Here is a 16,312-nt window from a genome sequence, read left to right on the forward strand (position 1 = left end):
GAAAAGGTAGCGATTTAGTCAAAACCTTACCTATACCTATTCAGCCTGAAGGACGGGATCCGGATCACGCCGACCTTCTCTTACGTGAGTAAGGAAGGCGGCACACCGGTTCCGGTGGATCTGTACTATAAGACCAATGAGCAGCCGTTCGTCCGGATCGGTTCTCCGGAAGACAAAGTGGAACGGTACGTGATCCTGCAGGAACGACTCCGGAACGTGAGCCTGGGCGATATGAAGAACTCCGGATACTGGAAGTACGATCAGCACTTAACGGCAGCTGAGAAGCTGGGTGTCGATCGGGAACAGTTCATGCGAAATTACGTACTTAAGTTCACCAAGCTCAAAACGCCTGTCGGTGGGTACGATCTGCTGATCCTTCCGGAACAGCTCAAGACCTTGATCGGGCCGAAGGAGATCCCGACGAACGCGTCTGTGACTACGGAACGTGCGAATGCATCGGTACAGCAATGGTTTGGTGAATACAGTATCCCAGCCGATGTGTATACGGTGGCCAAAGGAACGAACCTGGCCGAGTATGGCCGTGTGAATGGTGGCCTGACTGACAAATCATCGATTTTCCTGCGAGACGGGTACATTGTCGTCAACTTCGACATTGAGTCGATCCAGAACGGTAACCTGCAGGAGCCGCACTTGCAGTACATTCATGCGCCGCTGATGAATCAATGGAGAATGGAAGGGTATCGGCCAAACATCCTGGATTCGTATCTAAATGTTTATCATGTCAAGGATGGAGACGTAGTCTTCTACAATGCAGATAAGTCCAGTAGAGACGATTTCAGCGCCCAGGCGCCGCATTAAGGCAAAACAAAAGGGAACCGGCAGTATGCCGGTTCCCTAAATTTTTCAAAACGCCTATCTATCAATCTAGCAGTTATGGTATAGTAGTGAAAAATAATTACAAGCCACCGTTTCAAGCGGCTAAACCGGACGGAAATCCGGAGTAGCTGTCTCAACCGATCGCCATCGGATAGAAACAGGACACTTAACAACAATGACTTGAATTACGGACATTGTATCATGCTTGGCCTTAGGTGGGCAACATGAGAATAGTCGTGATCTCAATATAATTTTGGAAAAGTAGCCTTGATCTCCGTTCGCGGGAGGATCAAGGCTTTTTTGGTTTCTTGGATCCATCGTAACTGGCTTATACCGGTGCGTGATCATACATAAAAAACGCATATCTGAGCTGTAAGCTTTCGAACTTTTTTGAAAAAAGAAGGTCGAAGGCCTGATTTCTTATTGCCAAAAATCAATATTGGGCGCTCAATGCCACCCAAAACGACGTTAAAAGCTTATGGGGTAAGTCGTCCCCATCCCCTCGAAGAGAGCAGCAGGAAAACGTACTGCAGGCGTGTCTGAGGGTGACAAGTGCCGTTAGATGGTGAGACAGCGTATATTACGTAGATGCCCCTGCATCTTTCCTAGATGGGGAGTTGTGACTCCAACGACCCCAAGACCCGTCCGTGTGGGCTATTGCCCAGGCTGGCCGTCAAAGTTAGTACAGACTATACGCGATAAAGCACGACCTAGGCGCGTTTGATGACGGTTTTACAGTACCTTGTAAAGGGGGCTGTGCCCAGATGCACCATTGGGCACGGAATGCAGGGGTGGGCGTGGGGAGATATGTTTTACATTCCGTTCTCACGTAGTGAGGACGAGCTCGCATTAGCGAGGTTTCCTTTCATCAGTTTCACGCTAAATACGTATAAAAGGGGCTCGTTAAGCGACGATTCAGGTTGTTCACGCAGCCGTGCATCGAACCGAGGCTTGTGGTAAACGTGATTTTCGTTTTCCACACGGCGAGGTGAGATGTACGGAACGGAGCGAAGCGACGCGGCACTTAGATAGCACGAAATAACTAGATACAACAAGGGATTTTGCGGATTTTCGCGAATTTAAATAGCGAGGTGATAACAGTGGACGTAAAACCCTTAAATTTTGTTTATAGCACGGTTCAGCTGGCTACAACGTTGAAAATTGGTCGCTCTACGGTCAATAAGTATGCGAGAAGTCTAGAAAGTGCTGGCTACGTATTTATGAAGGACGAAAAAGAGCATCGAGCCTTTACAGATCACGATATTATTGCATTTAAAGCGCTTATTGATCTTCTAACTCGCGGAGCTGAGTACGATAGCGCAGTAGAAGCTACGGTATCAAGCTATTCGCGTACTAACAATAGCGATTCTGTAGCACTAGTCGCTACGTCAGATAGCAAGCCAGAGATCGCTATGCTTAACGCTAAGGTAGATGATTTGATATCAGCGGTGGCCATGCTTTCAGGGAAAATTGATCAGATTGTGGATGAGCGAGTCCGAATAGAGGTTGCGGCGGCGTCGGAAGGGATTAACACGCAGGTAACCCAGGTGTTGGACGAGATCCGGAAAGCCCAGGATCGGACAGATCAGAAACTCGATGATATTGCCTCCAGAGTAGAAACACATGGAAAACGGAAAAAATTCCTGGGACTGTTTTAGGCTAAAGATATCAGAGGCGTCAAAATGCACACGGGCTAATTGAATAGCTAGTGTGCATTTGATATGAAGAGGTTTTTTATTTACTTCTGCCGCAGGACTTGACGTCATTTTAGGCTATGTTTTTAAGGAAATAATAGAATTGCGAAACAAAAAACACGCAACTCCGCTACTAAATTTGGTCAAAAATTTTTTTTGATAAATCTTCAAATCTTCCAGTCCTTTTCCTTTGCGGAATCCCGGCCTAATTGGTATACTCGGAATTACGTTCTATTGACGTTCTATTGTTTTAGGCTGTTTACAACATGCAATATATTGAGTTACATTGGTTACAAGTAAGTCGCGCCCCTCTTGGAAGGGAGGGGATAAATTGGAGAATACGATCATTCTGATTGCTGCTATTCTGGCACTGATAACAGCCTGTGTAGATTTTGCAGGTGTCTACCTGGAAAGCAAAAATCAAGACAAGCCTTTACGGGTGAGATTTTTTTCTTTAAAAAAGAAGAAAAAACATTAACAACAGTCGGCTAACTGTGTTGATGTTTTCTCATCCATTTAACTTAAGTTTCTTCATCCATAAAATCATACTCAAGAGTGATGCGGCTTACTGGGCCACGGTTTTGTGAGAACCGTGGTTCTTTTTTTGACTATAGTCAAAAAGTTAAATTAAGTATAGCACTTACTAAAACCAAAAAAAACACCCAATTTATGTAGCGCTTTTAATTGAAGATAATTGTAAAAATAATAGAAATCGTTTTAATTCCTTTGCACCCTCAATATTTTGTGATTTTTTTAGCTCAATAATCCGCATTTTTTTCTTCAAAATAAAAACTAAATTTCCGTGATAAAGTTGTGGCGTCAGAAGGACTTAACACACAAGAAACTCAGGTATTTGACAAGATCCGGAAAGCTCAGGAGCGGATGAATCAGAAGCTTGATGAAATCTCTCCCAGAGTTGAAAAAGCATATTGTTTACTGAATCCAGTAAACAATATGCTTTTGATTTTCTAGATTCTTTCTTCAAGACTTCTATGAAACTAGAGCATACGATAACCCTGTTTTATTAGGCTGGAGTCCCTGTTTGACAATTTTAAAAAAAGGGGTTAAGATGGGGTGTATACACCCCATCAGTGCATCGTGTTTTTTTAAAAAAAACCTCGGTCCTGTTGACTTTTTTTATTTTTTGCAGTACAATCAGGTGTATACACCTGATTGTATTCGAAAGATTTGAAAAAAAGGAGCTTTTATGGGGCGTTTAAATCGATATCAAATTATGGAGTTATACCAAGAAGATATTATTTCAGCGCTTAAACGACTTGGCAAAAAAGTACTTAATTTTGCGGAGATAAACGGTATCCTCTTTACTCATGAGAGAGAATGGAGACTACCTAAAACTACCACTCCTGGAGAGTTTCTTTTCTTTCTTGTGGTTAAGAAAAGAATCCTAAAAGAAATTGAGATAGCTGAGACTACTCGCTACATCTTTAGAAACCAAAAAGTATCTCCTACTGAACTTGCTCTATCCCTTTATCCTAGAGTTTATCTGAGCCACTATTCAGCAGTTTATTTTCATGATTTAACTAATGAGAATGTTAAATCAATTTATATTAATAAAGAACAATCTCCAAAAAGGTTTACGAGTAATACACCTGCTGGAGAGTTAGCACAAAAGAATATTGATGCTGCTTTCTCTAAACCAATGAGAAAAACAAACAATTTCTTTGAGTATGAGGGCCAACGAATTTATTTAATAAATGGACGTAATACAAATAATCTAGGTGTCAAAGTAATAGATGAGGTAACTGTTACTGACGTGGAACGAACATTGATTGATATTGCTGTTCGTCCAGATTATTGTGGTGGGGTGTATGAAGTATTAAGTGTTTATGAACGTGCTAAGGGCAAGATTTCCGCAAATAAAATGAGGATGTATCTTAAAAATTTAAATTACACCTACCCTTATCACCAGACAATTGGATTTTATATGGACTGTGCAGGTTTTAGTGATACCGCTTTGAAAATTATGAAATCTTTCCCAATGACTAACGATTTTTATTTAACATATAACGTTTCTGAACTAGAATATTCCGAACGTTGGCGTCTTTACTATCCCAAAAACTTTACTAACTTAAAAAACCTTTGAGCACAAAGTGCCCAAAGGTTTTTTTATCTGGCTTCTTCAGAGAGAGAAGATCATGCTGTTTTATAATTGCTAGTACATAGTCAAAATAAAAATCAAAACCTCGATAGTTTTCTTTTACCTGGATAGTCTCTCTAAGTTTAGGCTCATCTCGTCTATGAAACTCTCGGGTTTCTGACATGTTTGAAAGAAAGCTAATGGGAACGCGCTTAGCCTTGAAACATTCTTCAAGATGAGTCAACGTTTCAGGGTCTTCAAAGTTTACTTCGACTGCAGGGCTTTCTAAAATTGTGTAAATATCATAAAAATCCCTTGGTCTAGGCTTAGATCCTACCTCCTTACCTATCCGGGTCCAGTAATCATCCATTTGTTGACAGATTGCACGCAATTTCTCTAGGACTATCAATGTAGGTGTATAAATAGGCACTAAATATCCTTCGAATCCTTCAATGTTATCAATCATCTTTGTACTTCCTGTATATTCGAATCTTCCGAGGTCAATAGTGATATTCTTTTTGGTACCCGTCACAGCGATCGCCTTATTAGATAACCAGTTCAAGTTATCCTTATGTGCTTCGTACTTTTCTGGTTCAATAATCTTAAAATTCACCTCATAACCAGCCCAAAAATCTTGATTTTCAGCCATTTGTTGTTTAGGCTTGGCTTTTATCTTAACCTCAAAAACTTGGTAGCCGTATTCAATAAATGTTCTTGTAAGAACGTCTTCGAGTTTTTGCCTGACTTGCTCTAGATCAGTTAAACCAATGTCTTCAAAATCTTGAGACATGGAGAAATCGAGATCCATAGATGCACGTGAGCTGAAACCATATCCAATATCTAAAGCGTTGCCGCCTTTTAAGACCAGGGTTTCCAGGAGATCATCATCTGAAAATAAAGCAATAAGAGTGATGGTTCTAAGTTTCTTTGTATCTTCGCTGCTCAAGATCAAAAATGGACACCTCGTTTTTTGTATTGTCACACTTCTCATATAATCTCATAAAGGTTATCCGTTTGGAATAGATAGCCAAATATATAAGGATATTTTTTAATTTCGACGATTCGCCTCTAAAGGTGCCTTTTCTGCGAAATGATGTATTCGCCGCGTCCGTAAAGGTACAGGTTTACAAACTACAAAATGAACATGATAAATTCGTCTTTAAAGGTGGTATAATCCAATTAGCAAACGTTTGTAATTGGATTATAATCTTTATAAACAACATTTCGGAGGTTTTTTATGCGGATTCAATTTAGAGAGTATGGATATGCTCGAGTTTCAACTAAGGATCAGAATGAGGATCGCCAGATTGCTGCTCTACGTGAGCAGGGAATTGAAGAAGCCTACATCTTCGTTGATAAGGCTAGTGGAAAGAACTTTGATCGCCCTGAATATCAACTTTTAAAGCGTGTGCTGAGAGAAGGGGATACCCTGTTTGTAAAGTCTATTAATCGGTTTGGCCGCAACAAACAGGAAATATTGAAAGAGTGGCAATGGCTGATCGATGCAAAAGTTCATGTTGTCGTGATCGACATTCCGATCCTGGATACACGTAAGTATGAAGAATTGGAAGGGATCGGCCAACTCATTATGGATCTCGTGCTTCAGATATTGAGTTGGCTTGCTGAAGAAGAACGAAGAGGCATTAAACAGGCACAGGCTGAAGGCATTGCTGAAGCAAAGAAGAATGGAAAGCACTTAGGAAGACCACAAATTAACTTGAATACACTCAATTCAGAACAAAGGAGTACCCTGGATGCCGAGTATCCCAAGTGGAAGAAAAGGGATCTCTCCGCTGTAGAATTCATGAAAAAGCTTGATATGAAGAAGAACACTTTTTACAAGATTATAAAGGCGTATGAGGGACTAGAAAAATAAAACTGCATGCAAAAAGGACCCCATAAAGGGGTCCTTGGTTTTAGGATCATATTGCAGGGCGGCGTATCCTGATCTCTGGTAACTTGCCTTTCGACAAGCGCGTGGGGAACCTTTCCCACCTCTAATGATCCTTAACTTATAGTATTATGCGAAAATTGAAATTGTATAACAGGTAAGTTATATACGTAGTTCAGACACTTATTAGTTTACACTTTGGTAAACGATTTGTCCAGAACTCTGAACGATTATTTAATTAGTTATAAGGGACTAATCGTCCACTCTTGAGCCTTTTTTGGACTTTATAGGCTCCATTGTCAAGTTCAAAGAAGGTAGATAAGAATATGTACCCTGATGGGTCTAACTTGATTGCTAAAAGCAAATGAGGCCCAATGACCTTGACTAACTCTACACTATTTTCCTCTTTGGGATTCTGTCCAACATAGTCCGGATGTGCAATCATGCTAGGGATTAAGTGACCATATTGTTCAATAATACCTGGATGATTTCGTTGCACGTGCTTTATAGCACCGGGGTACATTTGTACGAGATCCGAAGGGAGATCCACTCCAGTAAGGCTTTTAATTTTGACGATATCAAGTTTGCCGACAACCTGGATATCGTGTGAATTTAGATTAAGAGAGTATGATTGCACATCTGCATTCCTTTCGTTGTCTGATGTAATAGAATTAAAGGTTATTTCCATATTTCAACCGCCTTTATAGTAAATTCTGTGTGTACATCAGTATAGTCATAATAGGCGGAATTATTTACTCGAATTTGTCGAACTATACATAAGTTTAAGTTTAAGTGTTGAATTAAGGCAACTGATAGATTCTTGATAAACATTTGAGCTATGTATATAATGAGTGACATTACGGAATACTAATTACTTTTCTTTGCGGACTTGATCGGCAAAGAGGGACGTGGAAGTTCAGGACTTCCAAAAATAATAGCTTTGGACTCATGAAGTCTTTGGTCAAACATTGGGATTATAGGCACCTTTTTTTATTTTCTTTGCCCTAGTATGGGTAAATGAGTGAGGTAATAAATAGTTTTGTAACGGAAGCCGGTTAGAGTTGGCATTTTAGTTTGTGCTGCTCATAATGAGGTTTTTTTTGTTGCGCTTAGGAGCTGATACGACAGGCATTTTGCCTGATGTATCAGCTTTTTTATATAGAAATGAAACTAATGGAGGCGAAATGAAATGGATTCAATGGAGTTAGTAAAAGAAATCAGAATGCAGTTACATGAGATGAAGAAGGAGATTGAAGAAATGAGGAAGATGCGATCAGAGCTCCAGGAAGATTCAGAGAACTTTAAACGCTATTCTATTTTGCTGGAAGGAATGGTTCGAAGGGAAAGTGAGATGAAGTTGATCGTTTCATCTCATGTTAAGAAGAACATTAGAAAAACGATCCAGGAACATCGGGAAGGGCAAGTGAATAATTGTCCTGTTCTTAAGTTGGTGAAGTAAGGAAGTGCCGGCATTTGTGCCGGCTTTGTAGATTGAAGATTATAGCGCAAGGTCAGTAATTCTTAACCCCAAAGTTGCTTGCAACTGCTGGACTGACTGCAAAAGTTAAGAACGGAATCACGTTTCGCCGGACGTGGTTTTTGTACTCAATCGGCACGAAGGTGATTCGATCCGGAGGATCGGCCGCGGAGCGGCAAGCTGTATGCTGGATCGCCGGGAGTCGATGCGAAGCATCGCCCTGAAAGGGAATGACTCCACTAAAATTACTCATAGTACGAACTACATATGTAGCATACGAACGAGCGTAGCAAGAATGCTCGGGCGCTTTCTCTCTGCCATCTGCTTTGAAAGATGGCAGAGAGAAAGCGCCTGGGCAATCTGTATACTCGCTTAGAGCCACAAGGGTTTAAGTCGTTTTACGCATCCTCGCGTAGCGAGAATGCGACGAGAACGGGACACTTGTGCACCTGGGTGAAGTCTGTCTGCAGGAGAAAAGATGCTGACGCGCATTCGCGCGTGAACCTGTTCAGACGCTCAGGATTTTTAATCCTTCGGTCTTCACAGGTCTGAAGGAAAGGGAGGGGTTAGAGGTGGGCAAGTCAACGGTTGAAGTACAGATCGAGAAGATTTTCAAACACACCAGACAAGGTAGCTACGCGACCAGGGATCGGTATAAGGACAGTTGTTTAATGTTCGCGAGATTCTGTCTGGATCGCTTTAAGATGCAGAATATCCGGAATATTCATGATAAGCACATTGCGGCTTTTATTCAGGAGCGTTTGAGCCAAGTGGAGCCTAGGACGATTAAGGGTGATCTTTCAGCTTTACGATACATGCATGATCAGATCCAGCGACCAAGGTATGAGTTGTCTGATAATGCCAAACTGCAGGAGGATTACGGGTTAACGATCGGGACCACACACCAGGTCAATGGGGATCGTGCCTGGACAACATCGGAGTATGACGGCATGATGCAGATCGCAAAGGATCTTGGTAACAGCAATGTGGCCGATTGTATGCAACTGAGTCGGACAATGGGTCTTAGAATCACCGAAGCAGCAGCCGTAAGTCGTGCTCAGGCCGAATATGCGCTTCGTACAGGCATTTATCAGGTCAAAGGGGAAGCAAAGAACGGGAAACACCGTGAAGTGCCTCTAAGCGCCGCTGGAAGGCTTGTACTGGAACGTCGGATGTCTGTAACGAGCCGGGAGAACGGTTGTTTATCCGTCCGGGTGAGAAGACGCATCAGGTTGTTAACCGGATGCAGAAGTTTATGGTGCATCATCGGGATAAGGTACTGACGGAAACCGGGATGCAGCAGCGGACGGATCGGAGGGACGGGAGTGCGAGGAGCCTGACGTTCCACGGCTTGAGATACGGGTATATACAGGATCGTATGGAGCAAGAGATCGCAAAAGGCTACAGCCGTGACAATGCGGCATTAATCGTAAGCCGTGAGGTTGGCCATGAACGAATTGATGTAATTCGGATTTACGAAGGAAAAAGCTAAGTCCCTGAGAAGACTTAGCTTTTGGAAGATTCGTATTTTTCGATGATGTACTTCATGCCTTCTTCGAGGAGATCGTTAACGTTCACCTTTTGATTACCTTCCAGCGAAAGCTGAAGGGCGAGCATTTGAATCTGACCGTACAAAGTAGCATCAAGCGTTGTATTTATGGACTTTCGAGCCATGTTAAATTCACCTCGTTCACCAGTATAACAGAAAATTGTTTGACAAAGTTATATAGTCGATCATATCATATAGCTATAAATACGTATAGCTGACTATATAAAAAATGGAGGTTAATGCTATGAAATTAACAGTATTGGTTGAGCAAAATTACGGACAACACGATTTTACAGGGTACGTACCGGAGCTGCGCTTGAGCGCGACCGGTGATACAGAGGAAGAGATGATGTCTAACCTGAAGGATCTCGTTGAGCTTCAGGTCACATCCACTGTGCCATCGATGTACCGTTGTGATGTGCAAACCATCACGTTTGATAAGGAGGTGAACCATCAAACAGACCTGACCTTACTAGGGAAGCAAACGTGCGGTCTACTCGTTAAAGAAATTGAGCTCTTAATGCGACAGTTCAACGAGTCGATAAAGAACTTGAATGTTGTAGACACTGGAAATTTTGTAAGTGTGTACTTTGTACTGGCAGAACAAGGTTTTGTCTATCAGTACGATAAAAGAAAAGGTACATACGATGAATCATTTATGTCCTTAACGGAAATGCAGCATTTTAAAAATTTAGGCTTACTAGACTAAGAGGAGTGGGGAACATGAAAAAGGTATTACTGAGCATTATGGCAGGGGTTTTAGCGTTTGGGATTACAGGAGCTGCGGTTTCAGCAGCTCCTGCGAAACAAGTGGAGGTTTTACTGAATACGGTGAAAATGAAGTTTCCGGATGCGAAGCCATTCCAAGATGGCCAAGGTAGTGTGATGGTTCCGATCCGGTTCGTGTCAGAAGCCTTGGGCGCAAAGGTGACGTACTCCAAGGTTGGCAAAGTGTCCAAGGTTGGGATCGTCAGCAAAGACCATAAGGTGGACATGACGATTGGCCAAACGACAGCCCTGGTCAATGGCCAGAAGAAAGACTATGGTACGCAAATTATCCTGAAGCAGAACAGGACATTCGTTCCGTTGCGTCTGGTCAGTGAGGGACTTGGTCAGAAGGTAGAATGGGACAAAATTGGCCGCTGGGTTTGGATCGGTAACAAAGATTTCCGGAATACGGATGATAAGCAGTTTAAACTTACAAAGCTTAGTGATTTCAAAGCATATACAGCTAAAAGTGAACTTGATTTCAAAAATATGAAGGGAGAGAAGTATTCGGGCGTTAAGATTATCAAAGAAAGTGATCTTCCTATCCAGTTGGGGAACGGACAAGTGATTTATGACATTAACATGACCAAAAACGAAATAATTGGGAACGTTGTTCAGATTCGAAGTAGTCAAAGAGGAAACTCTATTACCTTTTTAGTTAAAGATAGTTACGGCAGAGGACGTGGAGTTGTCGATACACTCTTTAGTAATAACGAAGACAAAACAGGGATGAACTATTATCCGCTTATTAGCACGTCTGACAAGTTTCAGGGAGGAAAGTATCTTGAAAACTATGAGGGATGGAAAAGTTTTAAAGTCAATCAAGCTGACTATATCCTTTTGAGAGATGGCGAGCTAGATAATTACGCTGTGGCTATCGTCAATCCATTCAAGTAAGGGGCTATGATCTGAATGAAAAGGACTATTAGCTCTATACTTAGTGTGGTACTCCTATTGTCTTCGATACTCGTTTTGTTTACGTACGATTCTGGGAAGGCCGAAGCAGCCGTTTATGACGTAGGTGCAAGTCGATTGGAACGTGACAAAAATAATCCAAATCTTTACTACTTCGTTGGAATGGTATACTACGAGGTTTGGAAGAACAGCGCTGGTCAATGGACGGATAAAGGACATAAGCCAGGGGATACGGTTAGTGTTGTAGACGGTGGAACTTACCAGTTTACATTTGCTTCTGGTCGAAAGGTTAAAAACATCACAGTTAAGCCTTTTGATTTTAATTGGACGTTGGCTAAGGATGTATTCGAAACATCTCGTGGTGGGGATCTTGACGAATACCCACAGCAGTATTATCAAGATGCTACTTCCAGAGAGAACTATGACAATTATGGTAATACAGCGGTTTTGGGCAAAGGAACAAATTCTGCTCGTAAGGAAGTAATCGTTCGAAATGGTGTATTGCGTCCAATTTATAAAGAAATAAATAGAAGATATGAAGAAGAAACGAAGAACAATAAGGTTTTTGCACCAAACGTTGAAGGTTATCGCTACTTTTTTCCGACTCTGTTCACGATCGAGCTTGAGCCGGAAGAAGGCAAGGCCACTATTCAGCACTGGACAACAACTGGCCAACGGCTGAATGGTATTGAACATTTCCGAGACCGGGAAGAAAAGTTAGAAAAGAACCAGCCGTACAGCTTCACGCATACAGAACCCGGAGAAAATTATACGTATGAGGGCTTTAAGAAAAGTACGGTTTCAGCACCTTCGGGTGGATCGCCAAGCCAGGGAGATCCCGGAGGATTCACATATAACGGTACTTTTCCCGTGTACTACTTGAATTTTTACTACAAACCTAAAAACGAAGATCGGCCTAATGTCTGTACTAGGCCAGAAAAGCAAACTGGAAGCGCAATAGAAGCTAAATACATGGACCCGGTAGTTACAGGTATGATCAATGCCGATACACGCGGAAATGAGCTTTTCGACGTCTTGAAAGGCATTCCAACATCAGAGAGCCTATATGGAAATGTGTTTAGCCGGGATTATTTGTTCCAGAACCGCTTCGTACAGATGACGGGCACGTGCACGTACACGGTCAAAGTGGAACAAACATGGACATTGAACTGGTCCGAGCCTGTTCCTGGGACAGATGCTGAAGGAAATCCAACAACGAATTATATTGACCGTACAGATACCGAAGTCGTACCAAGCGAATACACAGTGGTTCGGCCATATGCATACTGGACGATAGATGAACTGAGCGTGTACAACATCCGCCAGGCAACGCTGGAACAATATGCTTTCAGTGGTGAACAAATCACGATTTATCCGTCTGGATATGAACCACCAGAGTTCCAAGCCGAAAACATCGGGAATTTCTACCCTGCACAGGAGCCAGGCATCCAACAGGGACCGTCACGAAGTAAAAATGGTGGTTCCAGCAGACCTTCTCCGGATCGGGAAAATTTGCAGGACGTCGCTGAGGTCGCTGTGCCTGACGTACAGGTCGCAAACGACTCGCTGGTGTTTAAGGGTCAGACCATCATGAACAGCCAGCGTACGGCCAAGACAGGGCCGCAGCCGGGGCAAATTCCTGCACCGGTTCAGATCGACAAGGACGTGCTTTATAGCCCTAATAATTACATCCCTTCAGATAAGGTCAACAAAAAGAATGCGACCAGTAAAGGCACCATTGAATATGTGATGACCGCTGGCAGCATCAACACCGAAGAGGAAGAATTGGAGTACGAGATCCACGGCATAAATACGGTGACCGTGCATACGCCGGTGGTAAACTATTCGGCCGTCTCAGACGATCAGCAGCATAACCAGAAAACCAAGCCGGATATGAGCCGATCAGCGTTGATCCTGGATCGGCCGTTCACGGTTCGGATACCAACGTCAGGTCAACACCTGGACGTGGCGCAGTATCCGGGATACGGCAACCGGGATTACGCCAAGTATTTCCGGACCAAACAAGTTCGTTTCCCGTTCGATGTTTACACCGAAGGCAGAGGACGGTTGATTCCCAAAGATACCTGGATTGACGTATCAGTGGACCAACTGGACACGACATTTGATTTGCCGGTATGGGTCGATGAAGGTAATTACCAGGTGTATTTCCGGAATATCGCGGAAAACGCACCTATAGGGTACGAATACCAGCAGGATGCGAACTTGGATTTGGTTAATCATGCGGCGGTGGACCAGGTTTCAGTCCAGGTCATTGGCCGTCTGTATGATTTCCATATCACCGACATCGTGGACTATAACTGGGAACGTGTCTTCCGGACTTATGCCGGCAGCCGCGATCCGAGTGGCGCAAGCTACTGGGTTGGCCAAGCAGACATTGATGGCAATCCTCGAGACATTGGCAGCAAGCTGACGTTGCCGATCCGTCCAGGGAGTAACTACCTAACGGGGATGCAGAACGTGGCCGTAAAGCAAGGCTATCACTTCAAGTTTGATTTCAAAACGAAGGGCAACATGTGTGCGACTTGTTTTGCTATAACTGAATAAACTCAGGAAAAGCAAGGACATCTATGGATGTCTAACTCTCTATCCAAGTACAGGAATGAAGAAGCCACGTTTTCTGAAACTGTACCATTAATACTCCTACATGCGTTATGTTCGGCAGGATACAACGTATGAAGCTAGGTGAAGTCGGCAGAAAGAAGCTAGAGCCACCATTATGGAAGGTATGCTTACCGATATGCCGGATGGCTGAAAAACTGCCTAAGGTGAGAATATCCTCGAAAGGATTGACGAATCTCTGAATGTACGGATCTAAATGCCTACCTCATGGAAACATGTTGACCAACAAATGTTGGGGCAAGCGGCGCAAAGTACGATTACATGTTAGGAAATGCGCTATACCGAACTATGGCGGTATCCAACTTGCAGGTCCAAAGGAGACACCTAAGGGCAAAAGGGATAGCTAGGATAGAAGGAACAAGGAAAGCAAGGGACGTCGCAATGAAGGACTGCCATCCTAGACGGTTGCTATAAGGTAACGAAATGCATCTACCCTTGTGAGAGTAAGGGTGTGACCTATGAAACTTCTGTAATGGAAGTGGAGGAATAGCCCTGAGTCTTGATACTTTGAATTGACAACTTTCCAAAAAGTGAACTGTATCGGTCAGGTAAGAACGTGGGGACAATCTCATACAGGAGGTTGCCACAATACAGGCTCTACGTTACTGGGATTACTACAACCTGACGGAAACCTTTACCGATTTGCACGCGAGAGCTAAACAGGGAGAGAAATTTGATCGTCTCTATGAATTAATTACTTCAAGAGACAATATCCTTCTTGCCTATCGGACAATCAAATCGAACAAAGGCTCCAAGACAGCAGGAACAGACGGCAAGACAATTGAGAATCTTAAAACAATGACAGAGTCGGAACTTGTGAATCTGGTCAAAACAAAACTTAATAATTACCAGCCTAAAAAGGTCAGACGCGTTTACATTCCTAAACCTAATGGAAAGAAAAGACCACTAGGAATTCCATGTATCATTGATCGCCTGATACAACAATGCTTCAAACAAATACTTGAACCAATTGCCGAAGCACATTTCTACAAACATAGCTACGGATTCAGACCCTTGCGATCTACACACCATGCTTTGGCAAGAGTTCAGTTCTTGGTTAACAAAAGCAAACTACACTTCATTGTAGATATCGATATCAAAGGTTTCTTTGATAACATTAACCATAGAATTTTAATGAAGCAATTATGGAATCTTGGAATACATGACCGAAAAGTCTTACAAGTGATCAGCCGAATGCTAACAGCGGAGATAGAAGGGGAAGGAACGCCGGATAAAGGAACTCCACAGGGAGGCATCTTATCCCCTCTACTTTCTAATATTGCCCTACATGACCTCGACATTTGGGTCTCTGGGCAATGGGAGAAATTCCCGACCAAACACGCATACACCCAAAGGAACAGATACAATGGTCTCAAGAAGACCAAACTTAAAGAAGGATTCATTGTAAGGTACGCCGATGACTTCAAAATCCTTTGTCGTGACTGGGAAACCGCTAAGAAATGGTATCATGCTGTAAGACTCTATTTGAAAAATCGTCTGAGATTGGACATTTCCCCCGATAAATCGAAAATTCAGAACCTGAGAAAGAGTAAATCTGAATTCCTCGGTTTCACCATAAAAGCCACTTTGAAGGGGAAACAAGCTGTGGCACATACCGGGTTGAGTGATAAGAAAAAACAAGACATCAAAGCCCAATACAAAAAGCTTATTCAACGAATAAAGCAATCACCCACGGCTGGTAATGTATACAAGTTCAATAGTTTTGTACTAGGTACTCACAATTACTTCAAGAAAGCCACACATGTTTTTATTGAGTTCTCACGAATTGCCTATGACCTGAAAAAGTTCACATATAATCGTCTGAAACGCGTTGGCAAATACGAACATCCAGATCATCCGTCCCTTACATATAGGCGATTTTACTCAACGAGGTACCGGACGTTTAAAGTCGACGGGGTTTATCTATACCCAATAGTGGACGTAAACACTTCAAACAACCTCAACTTCAGCCAGAAGATAACCCCCTTTACTGCTGAAGGACGGAAAAACATTACGAGTATAATGGATAGCTTCACAAAGTCTGAAACAACAAAGTTGATGAAGTCAGACAATCCAAAACGTAGTGTGGAGTATCTGGACAACAGAATTAGCCGATACAGCATGGTGAAGGGCAAGTGCGAAATTACGGGGATATTTCTTTATGCTGACGAAGTACATTGTCATCATCATCTTCCATCTCACATGGGCGGAAGGGACAACTACAGCAACCTAAGAATCCTACATAATGACGTTCATACACTCATCCATGCCACGAACCAAGAAACGATTATAAGACTCTTAGGACTGCTTAATCTTACAGGAAGCATGATCCAGAAGGTAAACCAATACCGTAAAAAGAGTAACTTGGCACTGTTGTTCAACAAGTAGCAAGATGGAACGCCGTGTGCGGTGAAAGTCGCATGCACGGTGTGGAGGTGGGGAA

Annotated in this window: 16 protein-coding genes; 12 read left to right on the forward strand and 4 right to left on the reverse strand. The window is 42.7% G+C overall.

The window, feature by feature from the left end; all coding sequences use genetic code 11:
• Positions 1–84 precede the first annotated feature (84 nt).
• The 4 genes from ACTWJ7_RS36670 (at position 85) to ACTWJ7_RS36685 (ending at position 4,635) form a co-directional block, all read left to right on the forward strand.
• On the forward strand, positions 85–819 hold the full coding sequence (locus ACTWJ7_RS36670) for a hypothetical protein (protein ID WP_443146780.1): 735 nt from the start codon (positions 85–87) through the stop codon (positions 817–819).
• A 1,118-nt stretch (positions 820–1,937) separates the two neighbouring features.
• The gene (locus tag ACTWJ7_RS36675) at positions 1,938–2,495 is read left to right on the forward strand and encodes a hypothetical protein (RefSeq protein ID WP_024631231.1); all 558 of its coding nucleotides are present in this window, start codon (positions 1,938–1,940) and stop codon (positions 2,493–2,495) included.
• 367 nt (positions 2,496–2,862) lie between these two features.
• Entirely contained in the window at positions 2,863–3,009 is a 147-nt protein-coding gene (locus ACTWJ7_RS36680; RefSeq protein WP_443146789.1) for a hypothetical protein, read from the forward strand.
• Between the two features lie 729 nt (positions 3,010–3,738).
• On the forward strand, positions 3,739–4,635 hold the full coding sequence (locus tag ACTWJ7_RS36685; protein WP_024631228.1) for a type IV toxin-antitoxin system AbiEi family antitoxin domain-containing protein: 897 nt from the start codon (positions 3,739–3,741) through the stop codon (positions 4,633–4,635).
• Here ACTWJ7_RS36685 and ACTWJ7_RS36690 read toward each other — a convergent pair.
• Positions 4,616–5,575, reverse strand: coding sequence for a nucleotidyl transferase AbiEii/AbiGii toxin family protein (locus tag ACTWJ7_RS36690; RefSeq protein WP_443146790.1), 960 nt, complete (start codon positions 5,573–5,575; stop codon positions 4,616–4,618). The genes ACTWJ7_RS36685 and ACTWJ7_RS36690 overlap by 20 nt on opposite strands.
• 291 nt (positions 5,576–5,866) lie before the next feature.
• Here ACTWJ7_RS36690 and ACTWJ7_RS36695 point away from each other — a divergent pair, with 291 nt between their 5' ends.
• Positions 5,867–6,505 (forward strand): recombinase family protein, encoded by a 639-nt coding sequence (locus ACTWJ7_RS36695; RefSeq protein ID WP_024631226.1) that lies wholly within the window; start codon positions 5,867–5,869, stop codon positions 6,503–6,505.
• A 253-nt stretch (positions 6,506–6,758) separates the two neighbouring features.
• Here ACTWJ7_RS36695 and ACTWJ7_RS36700 read toward each other — a convergent pair whose 3' ends face one another.
• Positions 6,759–7,208, reverse strand: a complete 450-nt coding sequence (locus tag ACTWJ7_RS36700; protein ID WP_094939794.1) for a PBECR3 domain-containing polyvalent protein — start codon at positions 7,206–7,208, stop codon at positions 6,759–6,761.
• A 501-nt stretch (positions 7,209–7,709) separates the two neighbouring features.
• Here ACTWJ7_RS36700 and ACTWJ7_RS36705 point away from each other — a divergent pair.
• Entirely contained in the window at positions 7,710–7,979 is a 270-nt protein-coding gene (locus ACTWJ7_RS36705) for a hypothetical protein (RefSeq protein WP_024631225.1), read from the forward strand.
• 52 nt (positions 7,980–8,031) lie between these two features.
• On the opposite strand, the gene ACTWJ7_RS36710 is transcribed toward ACTWJ7_RS36705, so the two are convergent.
• Positions 8,032–8,250: a hypothetical protein gene (locus tag ACTWJ7_RS36710; protein ID WP_143812719.1), complete on the reverse strand. Its 219-nt coding sequence runs from the start codon at positions 8,248–8,250 to the stop codon at positions 8,032–8,034.
• Between the two features lie 319 nt (positions 8,251–8,569).
• Between ACTWJ7_RS36710 and ACTWJ7_RS36715 the strand changes: the two genes are divergently transcribed.
• Complete coding sequence (locus ACTWJ7_RS36715) at positions 8,570–9,280, forward strand: phage integrase N-terminal domain-containing protein (RefSeq protein ID WP_443146776.1); 711 nt, start codon at positions 8,570–8,572, stop codon at positions 9,278–9,280.
• Positions 9,241–9,489, forward strand: coding sequence for a hypothetical protein (locus ACTWJ7_RS36720; protein WP_443146775.1), 249 nt, complete (start codon positions 9,241–9,243; stop codon positions 9,487–9,489). Before ACTWJ7_RS36715 ends, ACTWJ7_RS36720 begins: the two co-directional genes overlap by 40 nt.
• Positions 9,490–9,503: 14 nt before the next feature.
• Here ACTWJ7_RS36720 and ACTWJ7_RS36725 read toward each other — a convergent pair whose 3' ends face one another.
• Complete coding sequence (locus ACTWJ7_RS36725; protein ID WP_173405230.1) at positions 9,504–9,671, reverse strand: hypothetical protein; 168 nt, start codon at positions 9,669–9,671, stop codon at positions 9,504–9,506.
• A 119-nt stretch (positions 9,672–9,790) separates the two neighbouring features.
• On the opposite strand from ACTWJ7_RS36725, the gene ACTWJ7_RS36730 reads away from it, so the two are divergent.
• The 4 genes from ACTWJ7_RS36730 (at position 9,791) to ltrA (ending at position 16,257) form a co-directional block, all read left to right on the forward strand.
• Positions 9,791–10,255, forward strand: a complete 465-nt coding sequence (locus ACTWJ7_RS36730; RefSeq protein WP_024631234.1) for a type II toxin-antitoxin system HicB family antitoxin — start codon at positions 9,791–9,793, stop codon at positions 10,253–10,255.
• 14 nt (positions 10,256–10,269) lie between these two features.
• Positions 10,270–11,211: a copper amine oxidase N-terminal domain-containing protein gene (locus ACTWJ7_RS36735; protein WP_024631233.1), complete on the forward strand. Its 942-nt coding sequence runs from the start codon at positions 10,270–10,272 to the stop codon at positions 11,209–11,211.
• A 15-nt stretch (positions 11,212–11,226) separates the two neighbouring features.
• Positions 11,227–13,794, forward strand: a complete 2,568-nt coding sequence (locus tag ACTWJ7_RS36740) for a DUF5704 domain-containing protein (protein ID WP_443146791.1) — start codon at positions 11,227–11,229, stop codon at positions 13,792–13,794.
• Positions 13,795–14,457: 663 nt separating this feature from the next.
• A complete protein-coding gene (gene ltrA / locus ACTWJ7_RS36745; protein ID WP_443146792.1) occupies positions 14,458–16,257 on the forward strand; it encodes a group II intron reverse transcriptase/maturase in 1,800 nt (599 codons plus the stop codon).
• Positions 16,258–16,312 lie beyond the last annotated feature (55 nt).

It is taken from the genome of Paenibacillus sp. 1A_MP2 (assembly GCF_052244825.1).
GTDB lineage: Bacteria > Bacillota > Bacilli > Paenibacillales > Paenibacillaceae > Paenibacillus > Paenibacillus vandeheii.

Excerpts from the sequence above, each read along its gene's own strand:
- ACTWJ7_RS36685 (WP_024631228.1), top strand. The coding sequence starts at position 3,739 with ATGGGGCGTTTAAATCGATATCAAATTATGGAGTTATACCAAGAAGAT.
- ACTWJ7_RS36695 (WP_024631226.1), top strand. The coding sequence starts at position 5,867 with ATGCGGATTCAATTTAGAGAGTATGGATATGCTCGAGTTTCAACTAAG.
- ACTWJ7_RS36700 (WP_094939794.1), bottom strand. The coding sequence starts at position 7,208 with ATGGAAATAACCTTTAATTCTATTACATCAGACAACGAAAGGAATGCA.
- ACTWJ7_RS36705 (WP_024631225.1), top strand. The coding sequence starts at position 7,710 with ATGGATTCAATGGAGTTAGTAAAAGAAATCAGAATGCAGTTACATGAG.
- ACTWJ7_RS36710 (WP_143812719.1), bottom strand. The coding sequence starts at position 8,250 with ATGAGTAATTTTAGTGGAGTCATTCCCTTTCAGGGCGATGCTTCGCAT.
- ACTWJ7_RS36720 (WP_443146775.1), top strand. The coding sequence starts at position 9,241 with ATGCAGAAGTTTATGGTGCATCATCGGGATAAGGTACTGACGGAAACC.
- ACTWJ7_RS36725 (WP_173405230.1), bottom strand. The coding sequence starts at position 9,671 with ATGGCTCGAAAGTCCATAAATACAACGCTTGATGCTACTTTGTACGGT.
- ACTWJ7_RS36730 (WP_024631234.1), top strand. The coding sequence starts at position 9,791 with ATGAAATTAACAGTATTGGTTGAGCAAAATTACGGACAACACGATTTT.
- ACTWJ7_RS36735 (WP_024631233.1), top strand. The coding sequence starts at position 10,270 with ATGAAAAAGGTATTACTGAGCATTATGGCAGGGGTTTTAGCGTTTGGG.
- ACTWJ7_RS36740 (WP_443146791.1), top strand. The coding sequence starts at position 11,227 with ATGAAAAGGACTATTAGCTCTATACTTAGTGTGGTACTCCTATTGTCT.